This window comes from Phenylobacterium sp., assembly GCF_035276905.1.
Lineage (GTDB): Bacteria > Pseudomonadota > Alphaproteobacteria > Caulobacterales > Caulobacteraceae > Phenylobacterium.
Genome location: NZ_DATELG010000413.1, coordinates 19,235 through 34,525, shown reverse-complemented (window position 1 = coordinate 34,525; position 15,291 = coordinate 19,235). Strand labels below are relative to the sequence as shown.

13 protein-coding genes are annotated in these 15,291 nt (G+C 65.1%); 9 read left to right on the top strand and 4 right to left on the bottom strand.

Going from position 1 to position 15,291, the window contains the following annotated elements:
• Positions 1-196: hypothetical protein (locus VJS38_RS19795; RefSeq protein WP_324089867.1), on the bottom strand; the 196-nt coding region annotated here is incomplete at its 3' end.
• Between the two features lie 351 nt (positions 197-547).
• Here VJS38_RS19795 and VJS38_RS19790 point away from each other — a divergent pair.
• Positions 548-2,389 (top strand): acyl-CoA dehydrogenase, encoded by a 1,842-nt coding sequence (locus tag VJS38_RS19790; protein WP_324089868.1) that lies wholly within the window; start codon positions 548-550, stop codon positions 2,387-2,389.
• Between the two features lie 126 nt (positions 2,390-2,515).
• A complete protein-coding gene (locus VJS38_RS19785) occupies positions 2,516-3,403 on the top strand; it encodes an NAD(P)-dependent oxidoreductase (RefSeq protein ID WP_324089866.1) in 888 nt (295 codons plus the stop codon).
• A 143-nt stretch (positions 3,404-3,546) separates the two neighbouring features.
• On the opposite strand, the gene VJS38_RS19780 is transcribed toward VJS38_RS19785, so the two are convergent.
• From VJS38_RS19780 to VJS38_RS19770, 3 genes are all read right to left on the bottom strand, one after another.
• A complete protein-coding gene (locus VJS38_RS19780) occupies positions 3,547-4,059 on the bottom strand; it encodes a GNAT family N-acetyltransferase (RefSeq protein WP_324089865.1) in 513 nt (170 codons plus the stop codon).
• On the bottom strand, positions 4,060-4,320 hold the full coding sequence (locus tag VJS38_RS19775; protein WP_324089864.1) for a DUF1778 domain-containing protein: 261 nt from the start codon (positions 4,318-4,320) through the stop codon (positions 4,060-4,062).
• 99 nt (positions 4,321-4,419) lie between these two features.
• The gene (locus VJS38_RS19770) at positions 4,420-4,854 is read right to left on the bottom strand and encodes a CBS domain-containing protein (RefSeq protein WP_324089863.1); all 435 of its coding nucleotides are present in this window, start codon (positions 4,852-4,854) and stop codon (positions 4,420-4,422) included.
• Positions 4,855-5,154: 300 nt separating this feature from the next.
• Here VJS38_RS19770 and VJS38_RS19765 point away from each other — a divergent pair, with 300 nt between their 5' ends.
• The 7 genes from VJS38_RS19765 to VJS38_RS19735 all read left to right on the top strand — a co-directional run bounded on the left by VJS38_RS19765 (position 5,155) and on the right by VJS38_RS19735 (position 15,242).
• Positions 5,155-5,946 (top strand): cyclase family protein, encoded by a 792-nt coding sequence (locus VJS38_RS19765; RefSeq protein ID WP_324089862.1) that lies wholly within the window; start codon positions 5,155-5,157, stop codon positions 5,944-5,946.
• Complete coding sequence (locus VJS38_RS19760) at positions 5,939-8,080, top strand: indolepyruvate ferredoxin oxidoreductase subunit alpha (RefSeq protein ID WP_324089861.1); 2,142 nt, start codon at positions 5,939-5,941, stop codon at positions 8,078-8,080. The genes VJS38_RS19765 and VJS38_RS19760 overlap by 8 nt, the downstream gene beginning before the upstream one ends.
• On the top strand, positions 8,080-9,597 hold the full coding sequence (locus VJS38_RS19755; protein WP_324089860.1) for an indolepyruvate oxidoreductase subunit beta family protein: 1,518 nt from the start codon (positions 8,080-8,082) through the stop codon (positions 9,595-9,597). Before VJS38_RS19760 ends, VJS38_RS19755 begins: the two co-directional genes overlap by 1 nt.
• A gap of 310 nt (positions 9,598-9,907) precedes the next feature.
• Complete coding sequence (locus VJS38_RS19750) at positions 9,908-10,969, top strand: hypothetical protein (RefSeq protein WP_324089859.1); 1,062 nt, start codon at positions 9,908-9,910, stop codon at positions 10,967-10,969.
• 180 nt (positions 10,970-11,149) lie between these two features.
• Entirely contained in the window at positions 11,150-12,370 is a 1,221-nt protein-coding gene (locus VJS38_RS19745) for a Rieske 2Fe-2S domain-containing protein (protein WP_324089858.1), read from the top strand.
• A gap of 78 nt (positions 12,371-12,448) precedes the next feature.
• On the top strand, positions 12,449-13,444 hold the full coding sequence (locus VJS38_RS19740) for an NADPH:quinone oxidoreductase family protein (RefSeq protein ID WP_324089857.1): 996 nt from the start codon (positions 12,449-12,451) through the stop codon (positions 13,442-13,444).
• A gap of 100 nt (positions 13,445-13,544) precedes the next feature.
• Complete coding sequence (locus VJS38_RS19735) at positions 13,545-15,242, top strand: class I adenylate-forming enzyme family protein (RefSeq protein WP_324089856.1); 1,698 nt, start codon at positions 13,545-13,547, stop codon at positions 15,240-15,242.
• Positions 15,243-15,291 lie beyond the last annotated feature (49 nt).

Here is a 15,291-nt window from a genome sequence, read left to right as displayed (position 1 = left end):
CGCCCTTGCTGGCGATCACCCAGAAGCGCGCGAGGTGGTTCGGATAGTCCACCAGCGGCGGGATGCGGGCGCAGAGAAACGGCGCCAGCAGGATGAGGTAGGCCAGCCCGGTGAAGATCCAGGCGGCGCCGACGCCAGCGCCGTCCTGTCCTCGCTCCAAGACCCTGACGGTGCGGCCACCTTCGAGCGAAGTCACGCGAATGAAATATCCCTTGCCGCGTCCGCGCCGATACCGTCGGGCCGGCCCGGTCTAGTGCGCCCGTTTCGACGGCAGACTGACCTTGAGGGAAGGCAGCGCGACCCGGAAGGCATCTCTGGAAAGCATGGCCGTCTCATGACGACATGACGCCACCGCTTAGATGTTCCCGCAATTAATCCGGAAGGTCTTGGCGCTCGTGGATCAGCGGGGAGCGGGCCGCTTCGATATCGAAAAAGTGCAGGACGATTGTGTCCTACATTTCATTGCGACGCCGCTACGTCTGTGACATAGGGGGCCTGGCGCGCCGCGCTTTGCGGCGGACCGTCGACTGGGGAGGTCGTGGCTGCGATGGCTGGCGTGGCGACGCCCGTGGTGAACCGCCGGGACCTTGATTTCCTTCTCTTCGAGTGGCTTCGGCTCGAGGAGCTACTGGAAAGGCCCCGGTTCTCGGATCACGCGGCGGAGGAAATTCGCTCCATCGTCCAACTGGTCGAGCGAGTGGCCGAACAAGAGCTCGCGCCGCATTTGCGGGCGTCGGATCTTGATGAGCCCCGACTGGATCCCGAAGGCCAGGTCCGCGTCCTGCCAGATGTCGCTCGCGCCGTGCGGACCATCGCCGAAGCCGGAATCTTCGGTTCGGCGTTCGACACCGACCTGGGCGGCTCCCAACTGCCGAACCTCGTCCACGTGGCCTGCCTGGGCTTGCTGATGGGCGGGAGCATTTCCGCCTCGTCCTTCATGCTGCTCACCGTCGCCAACGCGCGGCTGATCGTGACCTATGGAACGCCGCGCCAGATCACGGCCTTCGCCCAGCCGCAGGTCGCCGGATCGACGCTGGGGACGATGTGCCTTTCAGAGCCGCACGCGGGCTCTTCGTTGGCGGACATCCGAACCCGCGCCGTGGCCGACGGCGAGGACGAATTCGGCCCCCGTTATCGCCTGTTCGGCGCGAAGATGTGGATCTCGGCCGGCGACCATGACGTGACGGACAACATCGTCCATCTCGTGCTCGCCAAGACCGAGGGGCCCGACGGAATGCTTGCCGAAGGCACGCGAGGGGCTTCGCTGTTCATCGTGCCCAAGGTCCTGCCGGACGGCTCCCGCAACGACATTGTCGTCGCCGGGCTGAACCACAAGATGGGCTACCGCGCCTTGCCCAACTGCGCCCTGAATTTCGGGGAGGGCGCCACCCGGCCCTTCGGCCAGGGCGGGGCGGTCGGCTGGCGGGTCGGCGACGTCGGCCAGGGCTTGCCGCAGATGTTCCAGATGATGAACGAGGCGCGGATCTCGGTGGGATTGGGCGGGGCGATGCTCGCGTACCGAGGCTATCTGCTCTCGCTCGACTATGCGCGCAACAGGGTCCAGGGCCGGCCCCCGGGCGTCCACGCGGGCGAGCAAGTCGCCATCATCCAGCACGCAGACGTCAGGCGCATGCTGCTGGCGCAGAAGTGCTACGCCGAGGGCGCGCTCGCGCTGGTTCTCTACTGCGCCCGCCTGCTCGACGAGGCCGAGACGGCGCCCTCGGCTGAAGCGCGCGCCGCGGCGGCGAACCTGCTTTCCCTGCTGACGCCGGTGACGAAGAGCTGGCCTTCGGAGTGGGCCCAGATCTCGCTGCACCACGCCATCCAGATCCATGGCGGGGCAGGGTACACGCGCGACTTCGACGTCGAGCTGCTCTATCGCGACAACCGTCTCAATCCGATCCACGAAGGCACGACCGGGATCCAGGCGATCGACCTGGTCGGCCGCAAGATACGGCGGGACCGAGGCGAGGGGTTTCAGAATCTTCTGCGGCCGCGCATCGAGGCCACCTTGCGAGGCGCCCGCAGCGCGCCCGGCCTGGAGCGCGAAGCGAACGCCTTGCAGCGCGTCTGGACCGACATCTCGCAGGCTGTCACCAAACTCCAGCAGGGGGAGGCGCAAGACGCCCTGGCGCACGCCACGGCGTTTCTCGAAGCGCTCGGCCACGGCGTCGTCGGCTGGTTGTGGCTCGATCAGGCCGTGCTCTGCCGAGACGCGACCCTGCATGAGCGTGGGCGCCCGGACGCCAGCTTCCGGGCCGGCAAGTTGCGTGCTTGTCGGTATTTCTCCGAATTCGAGCTTCCCAAGATCGCCGGCTGGCTGGCACCGTTGATGGCTGGCGCCCGGGTTGTGATGGACGCGCCGCCCGAGGAATTCGTCGGTGACTGAGTCTGGAGCAGGCTGCCGGAGCCCGAGGGCGGTCCCGCCCGTTGGGTTCTGCGCATGCGGCTCACGTCGGCGCGGCGCGCGTGCGGCTCCCGGCCTTGCAGACACGGCTGTTCATCGGAGATCGACATGAGCTTGCAGGGGAAGACGCTTTTCATCACCGGCGCGAGCCGCGGAATCGGGCTGGCGATCGGGCTGCGCGCCGCTCGCGACGGCGCCAACGTCGCCATCGCCGCCAAGACCGCCGAGCCGCACCGACACCTCCCCGGAACCATCTATTCCGCTGCGGAAGCGATCGAACAGGCCGGCGGCAAGGCCCTGCCGCTGGTCGTGGACGTGCGCGACGAGGACTCGGTGCTGAGCGCGGTAGACGCCACCGTTCGGACGTTCGGGGGCGTCGACATCTGCGTCAACAACGCGTCGGCCATCCAGCTCAGCGATACGCTCTCGACCGAGATGAGGCGCTACGACCTGATGAACCAGGTCAACGCGCGAGGCACGTTTCTCGCCTCGAAGGCCTGCCTGCCGCATCTGCAGGCCGCGGCGAACCCCCATGTCCTCATGATCTCGCCGCCGCTCGACATGAACCCGCGCTGGTTTGCGGGCAACACGGCCTACACGATCGCCAAGTTCGGCATGAGCATGTGCGTGCTGGGGATGAGCGAGGAGTTCCGGGCGGCCGGCGTGGCGTTCAACGCGCTGTGGCCGCGGTCAGGCATCGCCACGGCGGCCATGGAATTTGCGCTGACCGGCGAAGAGGGGCTGCGCCATTGCCGCACGCCGCAGATCATGGCGGACGCCGCCTACGCGATCTTCAACAAGCCGGCGCGCGATTTCACCGGTCAATTCCTGATCGACGATTCCTTCCTTTACGCCGAGGGGGTTCGGGATTTCGATCAGTACAGAGTTGATGCGACCGCGCCGCTGATGGCGGACTACTTCGTGCCAAACGACATGCCGCCTCCGCCGGGGGTCGTCATCACCAAATCTGAACCCGTAAGGCCCGATCGGCGATGAGAAGCAGCGTTCCCGCGCCCAAGGCCTTCGTCTTGTGCGAGGATCCGGTCAGACCCCATCGGGGCAGCCTGCCGCGGGGCATTGAACATCAACCAGCCGCAGCGCCTGGGCGCTGTCCGATCCGGCGCCGGCGCCCGTCGGAGCTATAGGCGTCCCGCAGCCCTCAGCGAGGCTTCGATATCGGGGAGGGATCGAAACAGCAGATAGCGATCGGCCGGCGAGGCAAGGAAGCCGCGACGCTTCCAGAACCCGATCGCGTCCTCGTCGATCGTTCGCACCAGAAGCGCGCGGCCGCCGGTGAGGCGCGCGCCGAGCACCGCCCGCTCAAGCGCATGGCCCACGAGCGCCGTGCCGAGGCCACGACCGGCGTGGCCGAGGTCCGTCGCCAGCTGTCCGAGCAGCAGGCAGGGAACGGGGTCTGGAGGCTGGCCGGTCCGGACCTTCCTGGGCAGGAGAGCCGGCTCAACGGCGCTGGGCGAGAGCCCGTAGTAGCCGACGACCCGGCGTTCGTCGTGAACCACGACCACCACGGTGAAGCCGTTCCGCTGGTTCGCCAGGGCGCGGGTTTTGAGCCATGCGTTCAGCGCGGGCTTGCCACCATCGAAGCCCGCGAGGTCGTGGTCGGGCGTGAGGACCTCGGGCGCTGAGATCGCCAACTATTGTTCCCACGGCGCACGGCGTTTTAGCGTCTCGACCATCTCAGGGACGGCCTGAGCCGGCGCATCGAGAGCGGCCTTGAACGCTTCGAAGTCGGCAGGCGTCAGGCGGACGACCGACTGCTCGAGCAGGACCTCTTCGGCGGCTCTTACAGCGGCTTCACGCACGAAGTCGGTCCGCGAGCGGCCGCGCAGATCGGCTGCGCGATCGATGATCGCCAGGTCCTGTTCCGGCAGGCGCATGGAAAGCGGCGTGGCCATTGGTCTACCTCCAGCTCGTGGGGTAGGGGCGTGTAGCGCAGTTTGCAATACGGCCGTGAGGCGCAGTCGCTGCTGCCGGCAGTCAGTTGGCCGGCGTCGTCAGCTGCCGACGTAGGTCATCAGCTGTTCGATCTTGAACTCCTGGTCGGCGAGAGTGGATCGCACCAGGTCGGCCAGGGTCACTAGGCCGATGAGTTTGCCGTCGTCCATGATGGGCAGGTGGCGTAGGCCTTTCGTCGCCATGATCTGCATGCCGTCGACGATCTTCACATTCGGGCCCACCGTCACCACAGGGTGGGTCATCACGTCCCGGACGGCGACCTCGCGCCCGTCCCGCCCCTGCAGGGCGATCCGGGATCCGTAGTCCTTGGCGGAGAAGACTCCGAGAAGGTCCCCATTCTCCATCACCAGGACGGCCGCGATGTCCCTGGCCGCCATTTTCGCGACGGCGTCATAAGCCGTCGTGTCCGGCCCCACGGAATGAACCTCTGGGCCCTTCGCCTTCAGGATCGAAGCAATTGTCTTGACGCTCATTTGGAAGATTCCACTCCTCTGACAGAGGCCGAACGGAGTTAGCCGCACCTTTCGCGGCGCCGCCATCAGGTGATCTCCGGATGGGGGAGGGCGGCGGCGCAGGCTCGGGCATGTCGGCCAGGCGCAGGTCGTGAGCTGTCGATCCAGAGTGGGCGACGCCGGCCTGCGGGTCACGGAGATCACCCCACCTGAAGGTCGCAGGCCGCAGGCTCAGGTGACCCTGAGCGCCCCAAGAAGTAACTTGCATTTGCAAGTTTCTTGCGCCAGCGTACGTGGCGTACTCAACAATCGGTGGCCGACATGTCCAGCTCCCTTCTTGACGATCTGGCCGCCGCGCTCACGAGCGGCGCCGTGCGAACCGTCGATCTTACGCAAACCCTTTCGGAAGAAACGCCGGTCTTGGTTCTGCCGCCGCAATTCGGTCAGTGCGTCGGCTTTTCGCGCCAGGAGATCTCCCGCTACGACGAGCGGGGCGTGGCCTGGTATTGGAGCAACTTCACCGTAGGTGAGCACACCGGAACGCATTTCGACGCCCCGGTGCACTGGGTGACAGGCAAGGACCTGCCGAACAACGCCCTCGATTCTATCCCGCCGAGCGACTTCATTGCGCCGGCGATCGTGATCGATTGCTCCGCGGCCTGCGCGGAAGACGCCGACTTCCTGCTTACGCGATCCGTCATCGAAGATTGGGAAGCGATGTATGGCCGGATCCCCCCGCGAACTTGGGTTCTTTTCCGCACTGACTGGTCCAAACGTAGCGGCGAGCTTTACGCCAATCGTCGCGAGGACGGCCCGCATACTCCCGGACCCGATGCGGAAGCTTGTCGCTTCTTAGTCGAAGAGCGAGCCGTGCACGGCTTCGGTGTGGAGACGATCGGCACCGACGCGGGCCAGGCGTTTCTGTTCGAGCCGCCTTATCCGGCCCATGCGCTGTTCCACGGCGCGGGGCGTTACGGTCTGCAGTGCCTGACGAATCTGGACCTGCTGCCCCCGGTTGGCGCGGTGCTCCTCGCCGCGCCGTTGAAGATTGCCGGAGGTTCCGGGAGTCCGCTGCGTGTCATCGCGCTTATGCCGGAGGTGGGTCATGGCTGAGCGGTCGTTCAAGAAGGAAGTCGAACAGCTGCGGATTGGCGCGGGCGCGACGTTCGAAGGCGAGGGCATCCTTGCCGTGACCAAGGCGCTCCTGCAGGCCGGCGTAGCCTATGTGGGCGGGTATCAGGGCGCGCCGATCAGCCACCTGATGGACGTCTTCGCGGACGCAGATCCTCTCCTGCGCGAACTGGGGGTGCATTTCGAGTCGAACGCCAACGAGGCTTCGGCGGCGGCCATGCTCGCCGCCTCCGTCAACTACCCGCTGCGCGGAGCCGTCGCCTGGAAGTCGGTCGTCGGAACGAACGTCGCCTCCGACGCCCTGTCCAATGTCGCGAGTGGCGGCGTGACGGGCGGAGCGCTGGTGATCGTCGGCGAGGACTATGGCGAGGGCTCGTCGATCATGCAGGAGCGCACCCACGCGTTTGCGATGAAGTCGCAAATGTGGTTGCTCGACCCACGCCCCAATCTCTCCAAGATCGTCGAGATGGTCGAGAAGGGGTTCGAACTCTCCGAGGCCTCGAACACCCCGGTGATGCTCGAATTGCGCGTGCGTGGGTGCCACCTCACCGGCCGCTTCGTTGCGAAGGACAACAAGCGGCCGGTGATGACGGTCGGCGAGGCCGCCGCCAACCCGAGACGCGACCTCGATCGAATTGTCCTGCCTCCCGCGAATTTCCTCCACGAGCATGAAAAGATCGAAAAGCGCTGGCCGGCGGCGGTGCGCTTCGTGGCCGACCAGCGGCTGAACGAGTGGTTCGGCCCCGACCGCGACGACATCGGCATCATAGTTCAGGGCGGACTCTACAATACGCTCAATCGGGCGCTGGAACTCGTTGGGCTTTCGGATGTCTATGGCGCCGCCAAGGCGCCGATCTATTGTTTGAATGTCACCTATCCTCTGGTTCCCCAGGAGATAAAGGATTTTTGCGCGGGCAAGACCGCCGTGCTGATCGTCGAAGAGGGGCAGCCGGAGTTCATCGAGCATGAACTCAATACGCTGCTCAGGCGCGCGGACCTGCAGACGCAGGTCGTCGGCAAGGAGATTTTTCCGCGGGCCGGGGAATATTCCGGCCAGGTGCTTCGGGACGGCGTCATCGCCTTTATGCGACGCTGGGCGCCCGACCGCGCGCTGACCACCCCGCTGCCGCCTGTCCCGGCTGAGCCAGCGCTCGCCCGGGAGGTTCCGCAGCGGCCGGCCGGGTTCTGCACCGGTTGTCCGGAGCGCCCGATCTTCTCCGCGATGAAGCTGGTCCAGCGGGAGGTCGGAGACCTGCATGTGTCCGCCGATATCGGCTGCCACCTGTTCTCGATCTTGCCGCCCTTCCACATCGGCAACACGACCATGGGTTATGGTCTGGGGACAGCGGCGGCCGCGGCGTTCAGACCAAAAGAGAGTTCGGGCTCGAAGCGCGCCGTCGCGGTCATGGGCGACGGCGGCTTCTGGCACAACGGCCTCACGTCAGGGATTGGTAACGCGGTCTTCAATCAGGACGACAACGTCACCATCATCGTCGACAACGGTTATTCAGCGGCGACTGGCGGGCAAGATGTTCTTTCCTCGAAGGCTGACAACGCAACGCGAAAGACCAAGCATCCCATCGAAAAGGCGGTGCGTGGGATCGGCGTTGCTTGGGCGCGTACGCTTACCCACACATACGACGTCGCCAAGATGCGCGACACGCTGAAGGAGGCCCTCACCAGCCCCGAGAAGGGCCCGAAGGTGATCATCGCTCAGTCCGAATGCATGCTCAACAAGCAGCGCCGCGTGAAACCGCTGATGGCGAAGGCTGCCAAGGAAGGCAAGCGCGTGGTGCGCGAGCGCTTCGGGGTCGATCCGGACACCTGCACCGGCGACCATGCCTGTATACGGCTGTCCGGCTGTCCCTCGCTGAGCATCAGACCTAATCCAGACCCTTTGCGGCTGAGCCCGGTGACGCACATCGATGACAGCTGCGTGGGATGCGGCAATTGCGGCGAGGTCGCCCATGCGGCGATCCTCTGCCCGTCCTTCTACAAGACCGCGATCGTGACGAACCCGTCACGGTGGGAGAGCCTTCGCCATCGGTTCGTCCAGCGCGTGATTGAGTGGCTGCAGCAGGGCCACGCGCGCGCGCTTGCGGCGAGAGGTTTCTGATGTCCGACCTCAAGGGTTCCGACCGCGACCGCATTACGATCGCCATCCTGGCCCTCGGCGGCCAGGGCGGCGGCGTGCTCGCCGACTGGATCGCTCAGCTCGCCGAGACGCAGGGCTACGTCGCCCAGGGGACGTCGGTGCCCGGCGTCGCGCAGCGTACGGGCTCGACCGTCTACTACGTCGAGATGGTGCGCAAGGCGGAGCCAGGCGCCAACCGGCCCGAGCCGGTTCTCGCCCTCATGCCCGTGCCCGGTGACGTCGACGTGGTTCTGGCCTCGGAGCTGATGGAGGCGGGACGATCCATGGTGCGTGGATTCGTCTCGAAGGATCGTACGACGCTGATCACCTCCACCCACCGGATCTTCGCGATCTCGGAAAAGTCGGCGCTCGGCGACGGGACGGCGTCCAGCGGACGCATTCTCGACGCCGCCCAGGCCCGCGCGGCCCGCTTCGTCGGCTTCGATATGGATGCCGCGGCGACACAGGCCGGCAGCGTGATCAGTTCGGTCATGTTCGGAGCGCTGGCCGGAAGCGGCGCGCTCCCATTCCCTGCGGAAGCCTTCGAAGCCGCGATCCGCGGCGGCGGAAAGGCCGTCGAGGCGAACCTGAAGGGATTTGCCGCAGGCTATGACGGCGCGACCCGCCCCGTTGAAGAGGACGAGGAGGCGAAGGCCCCGCTCGAGCCCACGACCCAAGCGGGCCGCAGGCTGGCGGCGCGCATAGCGGAGGGCCTGCCGCCGGCCGCTCGCAGCGTAGCGCTCGAGGGCGTGCGACGCCTGATGGATTATCAGGACGCCGAATATGCCACCCTATATCTCGATCGATTAGCGCGTGTGCGTGCGCTCGATAGCGGCTGGATGAATTACCGCCTGACGACGACCGCGGCCCGGCGCCTTGCGCTTTGGATGGCTTATGAAGATACGGTTCGCGTCGCCGATCTGAAGCTGCGCGCGACGCGGTTCGCGCGGATCGCTGACGAGGTGCGGCTTGGAAAAGGGCAACTGCTGCATGTGACGGAATACATGCACCCGCGCCTTCAGGAAGTCTGCGAAACGCTGCCGGCGTGGCTCGGGGCCCCAATCTTGCGCAACGCTCGCCTTCGCGGCTGGTTTCAGCCGCTCTTCGCCAGGGGACGTCACGTTGAGACCACCAGTCTCAGGTGGTTCTTGGCGCTGCGGCTTATCGCATCCTTGCGGCCCCTGCGCCGATCGACGCTTCGGTATCGAGACGAGCAGACGCGCATCGAGGCGTGGCTGAAGTTAGCGCGGGAGGCGGCGGCGACCAACGTTCCGCTCGCGACGGAGATTCTGGAGCTGCAGGAGCTCATCAAGGGCTATAGCGACACCTTCGAGAGGGGCTTGCGAAATTACCAGAGTATTGCGGATGTCGTGCGCGACTTCATGGGAAGCAGCGACGCCGCCGAACGCGTACGCGCTCTGCGCACCGCAGCCCTGGCGGACGAGCGGGGGGACGCCCTGAGAGGTCTGCTGGCCTGCGCCGGCCCTGCCGCGGCGTGACGGGCACGCTGTCGGCCGCCTCATCGGCGGTCGATGGCCAAGAAAAGTCCTACCCGCAGGCGCGCACATCGCCGCGATGCAGATGGAGGCGGGTACGCATTGTTGCCGCCGGACAACAGACTGTCGAAAGAATCGATTCTGGCGAAATTCCGCACCGCCGGTATCCATAACTTCCGGGCGCTGCCCCCACAGGATCGCGCTGCGGAGCCGATGTCGGGCTCCTGACCGAGAGGCTGCGCGCGAGGGTGACGGGCGCCTTCATGTTTGAGCCTCCCGCGTCGACTGAGCGCGCGAGCAGTGGAGAGACTTGATGAGCACGAAGCAGATCGCCCTGAGCGAGGCCATGATTCCCACCGCGCGGGGCGACGCCGTTCCGGCCAGCGAACTTGGTTTCACTCATTCGGCAGAGTTGATCATTCAGCAGACGGGGGAGCTCGTCGGCAACTGGCCGAATGAAACCTGGGAGTCTCGTCCGGAGGAGGAGCAGATCGCGCGAGTCGTCGACATCCTCAACGCAGCGTACGAGGGCGGCGTCAACACGATTGTCGAACGTACGATCGTCGGCATCGGACGGAACGTCGAGCGAATGCAGAAGGTCGCCAAGCAAACAAAGATGAATATCCTGATCTGCTCAGGATTTTACACGCTTCATAGCCTTCCCTACTTCTTCCGCTATCGTAAAGACAAGCCGGAGGACTTCGTCGGCCGCATGTTGCTCGAAGATTATATCGTGCAGGACGTTCTGGTTGGGATCAACAGGACGAACGTGCGGGCGGCCGCGATCAAGGTCATGTCGGACAAGTACGGCCTCGAGGAAACGCCCGACCTCCGCAGCTTGTTCAAGTCGTGCTCGATCGCGCATCGCCGCTCGGGTGCGCCGCTCACCACCCACGGCCTGGGCGCGCCCGATGGGCTGAAGCATCAGCGAATCTTCGCCGAAGAAGGTGTCGACCTGACACGCGTCGCCCTGTGCCACATGGATCGCTCGCCGGCGAACACGTCGCTGGACGAGTTCCAGCGGATCCTCGACAAAGGTTCATTCATATCGTTCGACGGCTGGTTCCCCAGCGAGGAGACAAACGTCCTCGCTTCGGATTCAAGCACGCCCGAGCAAAACTTCGAGCGCATCGTCGATCTCGTGGGCAAGGGTTATGGTGAGCAGATCCTCCTCGCGGGAGGCTGGCCCATCGCCTACCACGATTGCTTCCCCGACTCCTTCGGCATCGATGATGACATTGCGCCTTACATGCGCGTGAAGCAGCAGGTCATCCCTGAGTTGAAGTCGCGCGGCCTGTCGGACGAGCAGATCCATCTTATGACCAACACCAATCCGCAGCGCTGGGCGGCCACTTTAGCCATGGGAGAATACTGAGACGTCGGCGAGCTTTGGGCGGCGCACGGGCATTGTTGCCAACGCGCAACAGAGTGTGTGCGCAAGCCTGCTAGAGCGCCGGCTGGCCGAAAACTACAGTCGGCGAGAATGGTGCTGCAAAGCGGCGCTGGCCGGCGCGTCGCCCTTCCGCGCGTGGGCCCGAGTTGGAGGAATAGGGTGGTGGATTCCAGACTGAACGAAGCCTTTGGGCGGGCTTATGGAGTGCGTCCGGGTGAGCCTGACTTGTCGCTAACGCTGGTCGGGCCGGGTACGCCTGGCGGCGAGTTGCTGCGTCGCTATTGGCAGCCGATCGCGATGTCTTATGAAGCGACAGATCTGCCCAAGAAAATTCGCCGGCTTGGAGAGGATCTTGTCCTCTTCCGTAACCGTGCGGGCGAAGTGGGCCTGCTTACGCCCCGCTGCATCCACCGCGGCACGAGCCTCTTTTACGGCAAGGTCGAGGAGGACGGGATTCGCTGCTGCTATCACGGCTGGAAGTTCGGCTGTCAGGGCCAACTCCTTGATCAGCCCTGTGAACCTGGCGGCGGGGCGCGCAAGCACCTGCTGCGTCAACCGTGGTACCCTGTGGTCGAGAAATACGGTGCGATCTGGGCTTACATGGGCCCGCCTGAAAAGCAGCCGCTTTTCCCGATCTACTCCATTTTCGAGGATCTCGCTGAGGACGAGGAAATCGTCGCCGACTACATGAACAAGGAGCGGGAGCTCACCGATTTCCCCGCCAGATACAATTGGTTCCAACATTGGGACAACGCCATGGACCATGCGCACATCATGGTCCTGCACTACTCGCACTGTGGGTCGCATTTCACCGATCGGCGCTGGGACGTCTGGCCGGAGCTGTCGTGGGGGACGTCCGAGAGCGGCGATTCTATTCTCACCTTCACCAAGCGTGATCTTGGCGACGGGCAAGCGTGGCTGCGGATCGAGCAGGCGCTGATGCCGAACGTGCTGGTCATTCCGCCGTTCTATGGGGATGGAGCGGCGAACCACCTGTGGTTCTTTGTGCCCTTCGATGACACCACTTACGTGCAGGTGCAGGTCATCCGGCAAAAGAAAGGATTTGCTTGGGATCCGGAGGAAGTCGCTGGCTATGGGCCAGCCAAGAAGTTGTGGCGCGACATGACCCCCGAAGAGCATCAGCGCTACCCCTCGGATCACGAGGCGCAGGAAGGGCAGGGGATAGTTACTTTGCATTCCGATGAACACCTCGCCTCTTCCGACACTGGCGTCGTGAAGCAGCGATTGTTGTTCAAGCGGCTCGCGAGAACCGTGGCGGAAGGCGGGGATCCGGTTGGGGTAGCGTTCCAAGAAGCTGATCGTCGGATCGTTATCGAGGCGCGGTCCTGGATGGAGAAGATTGCGGAACCCGTCGCGTCCTGAGGGCGGGCGGCTCGGTGCTCAGGGAAGGTGGACCCAAGAGCGGGTCAGCGCGTCCGGTTCCTCGAAGGAAATGATCTGATGAGAGCGCTTCTCAGCGTGGAGCCTGGCGATGGGACGACGCTGCGCGTTGGGGAGGCGGACTGTCCGTCCCCCGGGCCCGGCGAAGTCCGCGTCCGGACCTGCTTTGCAGGGATCAACTATCCGGACGTCCTGATCATTGAGGACCGCTACCAGGTTCGGCCACCACGTCCGTTTGCGCCGGGCATCGAAGTCGCCGGTTATGTCGAGGCCGTCGGAGCGGGCGTGGAATCCGTGAAGATCGGACAGGCTTGCGTCGCCCTGCTCCGTTACGGGGGGCTCGCCGAGTACGCGGTCGCGCCGGCCGGCGCGGTTGCGGCTTTGCCCCCAGGAACCGATCTTGCGACCGCCGCATCCACGATTGTCAGCTACGGGACCAGCTGGCACGGGCTGCACGATCGGGCTGGCCTGCACGAAGGCGATATCCTGATCGTGCTGGGGGCCTCCGGCGTGGTCGGTCTGGCCGCCGTTGAAATCGGTAAGGCGCTTGGCGCGCGCGTGATCGCCGGCGTCTCGTCGGAGCCCAAGGCGAAGGCGGCCAGAGCTCGCGGCGCCGATGACGTCGTCGTGTATCCGAGCCAGCAGGTCGACGGGCGCGCGCTGGCGGAGCTGTTCAAGGCCGCGTGCGGACCTGGCGGCGCGACATGCGTCTTCGATCCGGTGGGCGGAGCCTATGGCGAGGCGGCGCTGCGCGCGCTGGCATGGCAGGGCCGTTACCTCGTGGTCGGGTTCGCGGCCGCGCTCCCGACGCTCGCGGCGAACGTCATCCTCTTGAAATCGGCTGATGTGTCAGGGGTCACCTGGGGGGAAACCGTCGCTCGCACGCCAGGCTTGTTCCAGCGGCACATGACGGAGATCGGCGCGCTCGCGGCGAGCGGCCGGATCAAGCCTGGTCCCGCAACCGTCGTACCGCTGGAGGCGGCCGGCGACGCGATCCAATCGCTGGCGCAACGCGCCGCCGTCGGCAAAATCGTCGTGCGGATCAGCGCCGACTAGCGAGGCTTGCGGTCAACGCGCGCCAGGGCGGCTGGAACCACGTGGACAAGGTCGGCTGATCGCCGTCGCGTTGAAACCGATCCATTCGAGGGCTTTTCAGATGTCAGATCACGTCGCCGAAACGAGGCTGCGTCCCTGGCTGAACCTTTATGGACCGGGACTGCCGGCGGATGTTCCTCCTGGCCCGATGCACGTTCTTGATCTCTACCGGGCCAAGGTGCACGCAAACGCTGAAAATGAGGCGATCCGCTACTTTGACGCCTCATTGAGCTACCGTGACATCGAGGAGATGAGCGACGCCTTCGCGGTCTGGCTCCAGGACAGAGGCGTCAGGCCCGGCGCCCGCGTCGGCGTCATCCTCCAGAACGTGCCGCATTTCGTAATCGTCACGCTCGCCGTCTGGAAGATCGGCGCGATTCCGGTCCCTGGCAACCCGATGTACCGGGCCGATGAGCTCTCGAGAATTTTCGCCGACTATCAGCCGGCGGCGGTCGTCTGTCATGACGATCATCATCCGGCCGTCGCGGAGGCGATCGAAGCGAGCGGCGTCGGCGTCCTGGCGATCGCCACGGTGAGCGCTCATGATCTGCAGAACGGGGACGATGCGCGGCTGTTGCCGCCCAGGGCGCCGCCCTCTGCAGCCGACCTGGCTTCCATCTGCGCCGACCGTTCCCGTCGACCTGGCGCCTACGTGCCGTGCGATCCGTCGAGCATTGGGCTGATCCTCTACACATCGGGCACCACGGGCGTGCCGAAAGGCGCGGTCATCAGTCACGCGAGTCTGGCCTCAAACATCCGTACGAGCCTGACCTGGATGCGCGTGGGGCCAGCCAGCCGGATCCTTGCTCTGGCGCCATTTTTCCACATCACCGGCTTCGTGCTCCATATGGGCCTTGCGCTTGCCGCAGGCTGCTCGATGGCCGTGCACTATCGCTTCCAGCCAGAGGCCGTGCTGGACATCATCCGCGATTACCGGCCGACGTTCACCATCGCCGCAATCACCGCTTACAACAGCCTGATGAATTCGTCCGGCGTCACGGCCGCGGACTTCAGATCGTTTTCCGATGTATTCACGGGCGGAGCGCCGGTGGCGCCGGCGCTCCGGGACGTCGTGTTGGAGAAGCTTGGGATAGATTTGCGTCCGGTCTACGGATTGACGGAATCCTGTTCACCGACGCACATCGCCCCGCCCGGGCTCGACATCCCAATTCATGCGGAGACCGGGGCTCTCGCAGTGGGTTTTCCAATTTCGTCGACGGAGTGTCGGATCGTCGGGCCGGACGGCAAAACGCTCGGTCCCGGTCTTGCGGGGGAAATCTGGATCCGCGGACCGCAGGTCATGACCGGCTACTGGAACAAGCCCATGGAGACGAAGGAAGCCCTCTACGACGGCTGGCTGCGGACCGGCGACGTCGGCGTTATGAACGAGGCCGGGTGGTTCTTCGTGGTGGATCGCCAGAAGGACATGATCAACGCCTCAGGATTCAAGGTTTGGCCGGGGGAAGTTGAGGCTGTCCTTCTCGCGCATGGCGATATCAGGGAAGCCGCAGTCGTAGGCGCGCCCGACAGCTATCGCGGCGAAACCGTCCACGCCTTTGTCTCGCTGGTTCCGGGCGCCGACCCCGGCAAGGTCGATGAAGCGTCCCTGGTCCGTTACTGCCGCGAACGCCTGGCAGCTTACAAAGTACCCAGGCGTTTCTGGTTCATGGAAGACCTGCCGAAGACCCCGACGGGAAAGATCATTCGCGCCGCCCTGCGCGAGAAGGCGGCGCAGGACCATCCGCCGCGGCTGGCATGAGCGACGGTTCAACGCGGATGCGCAACGACTGTACCCCAACACGCGATCG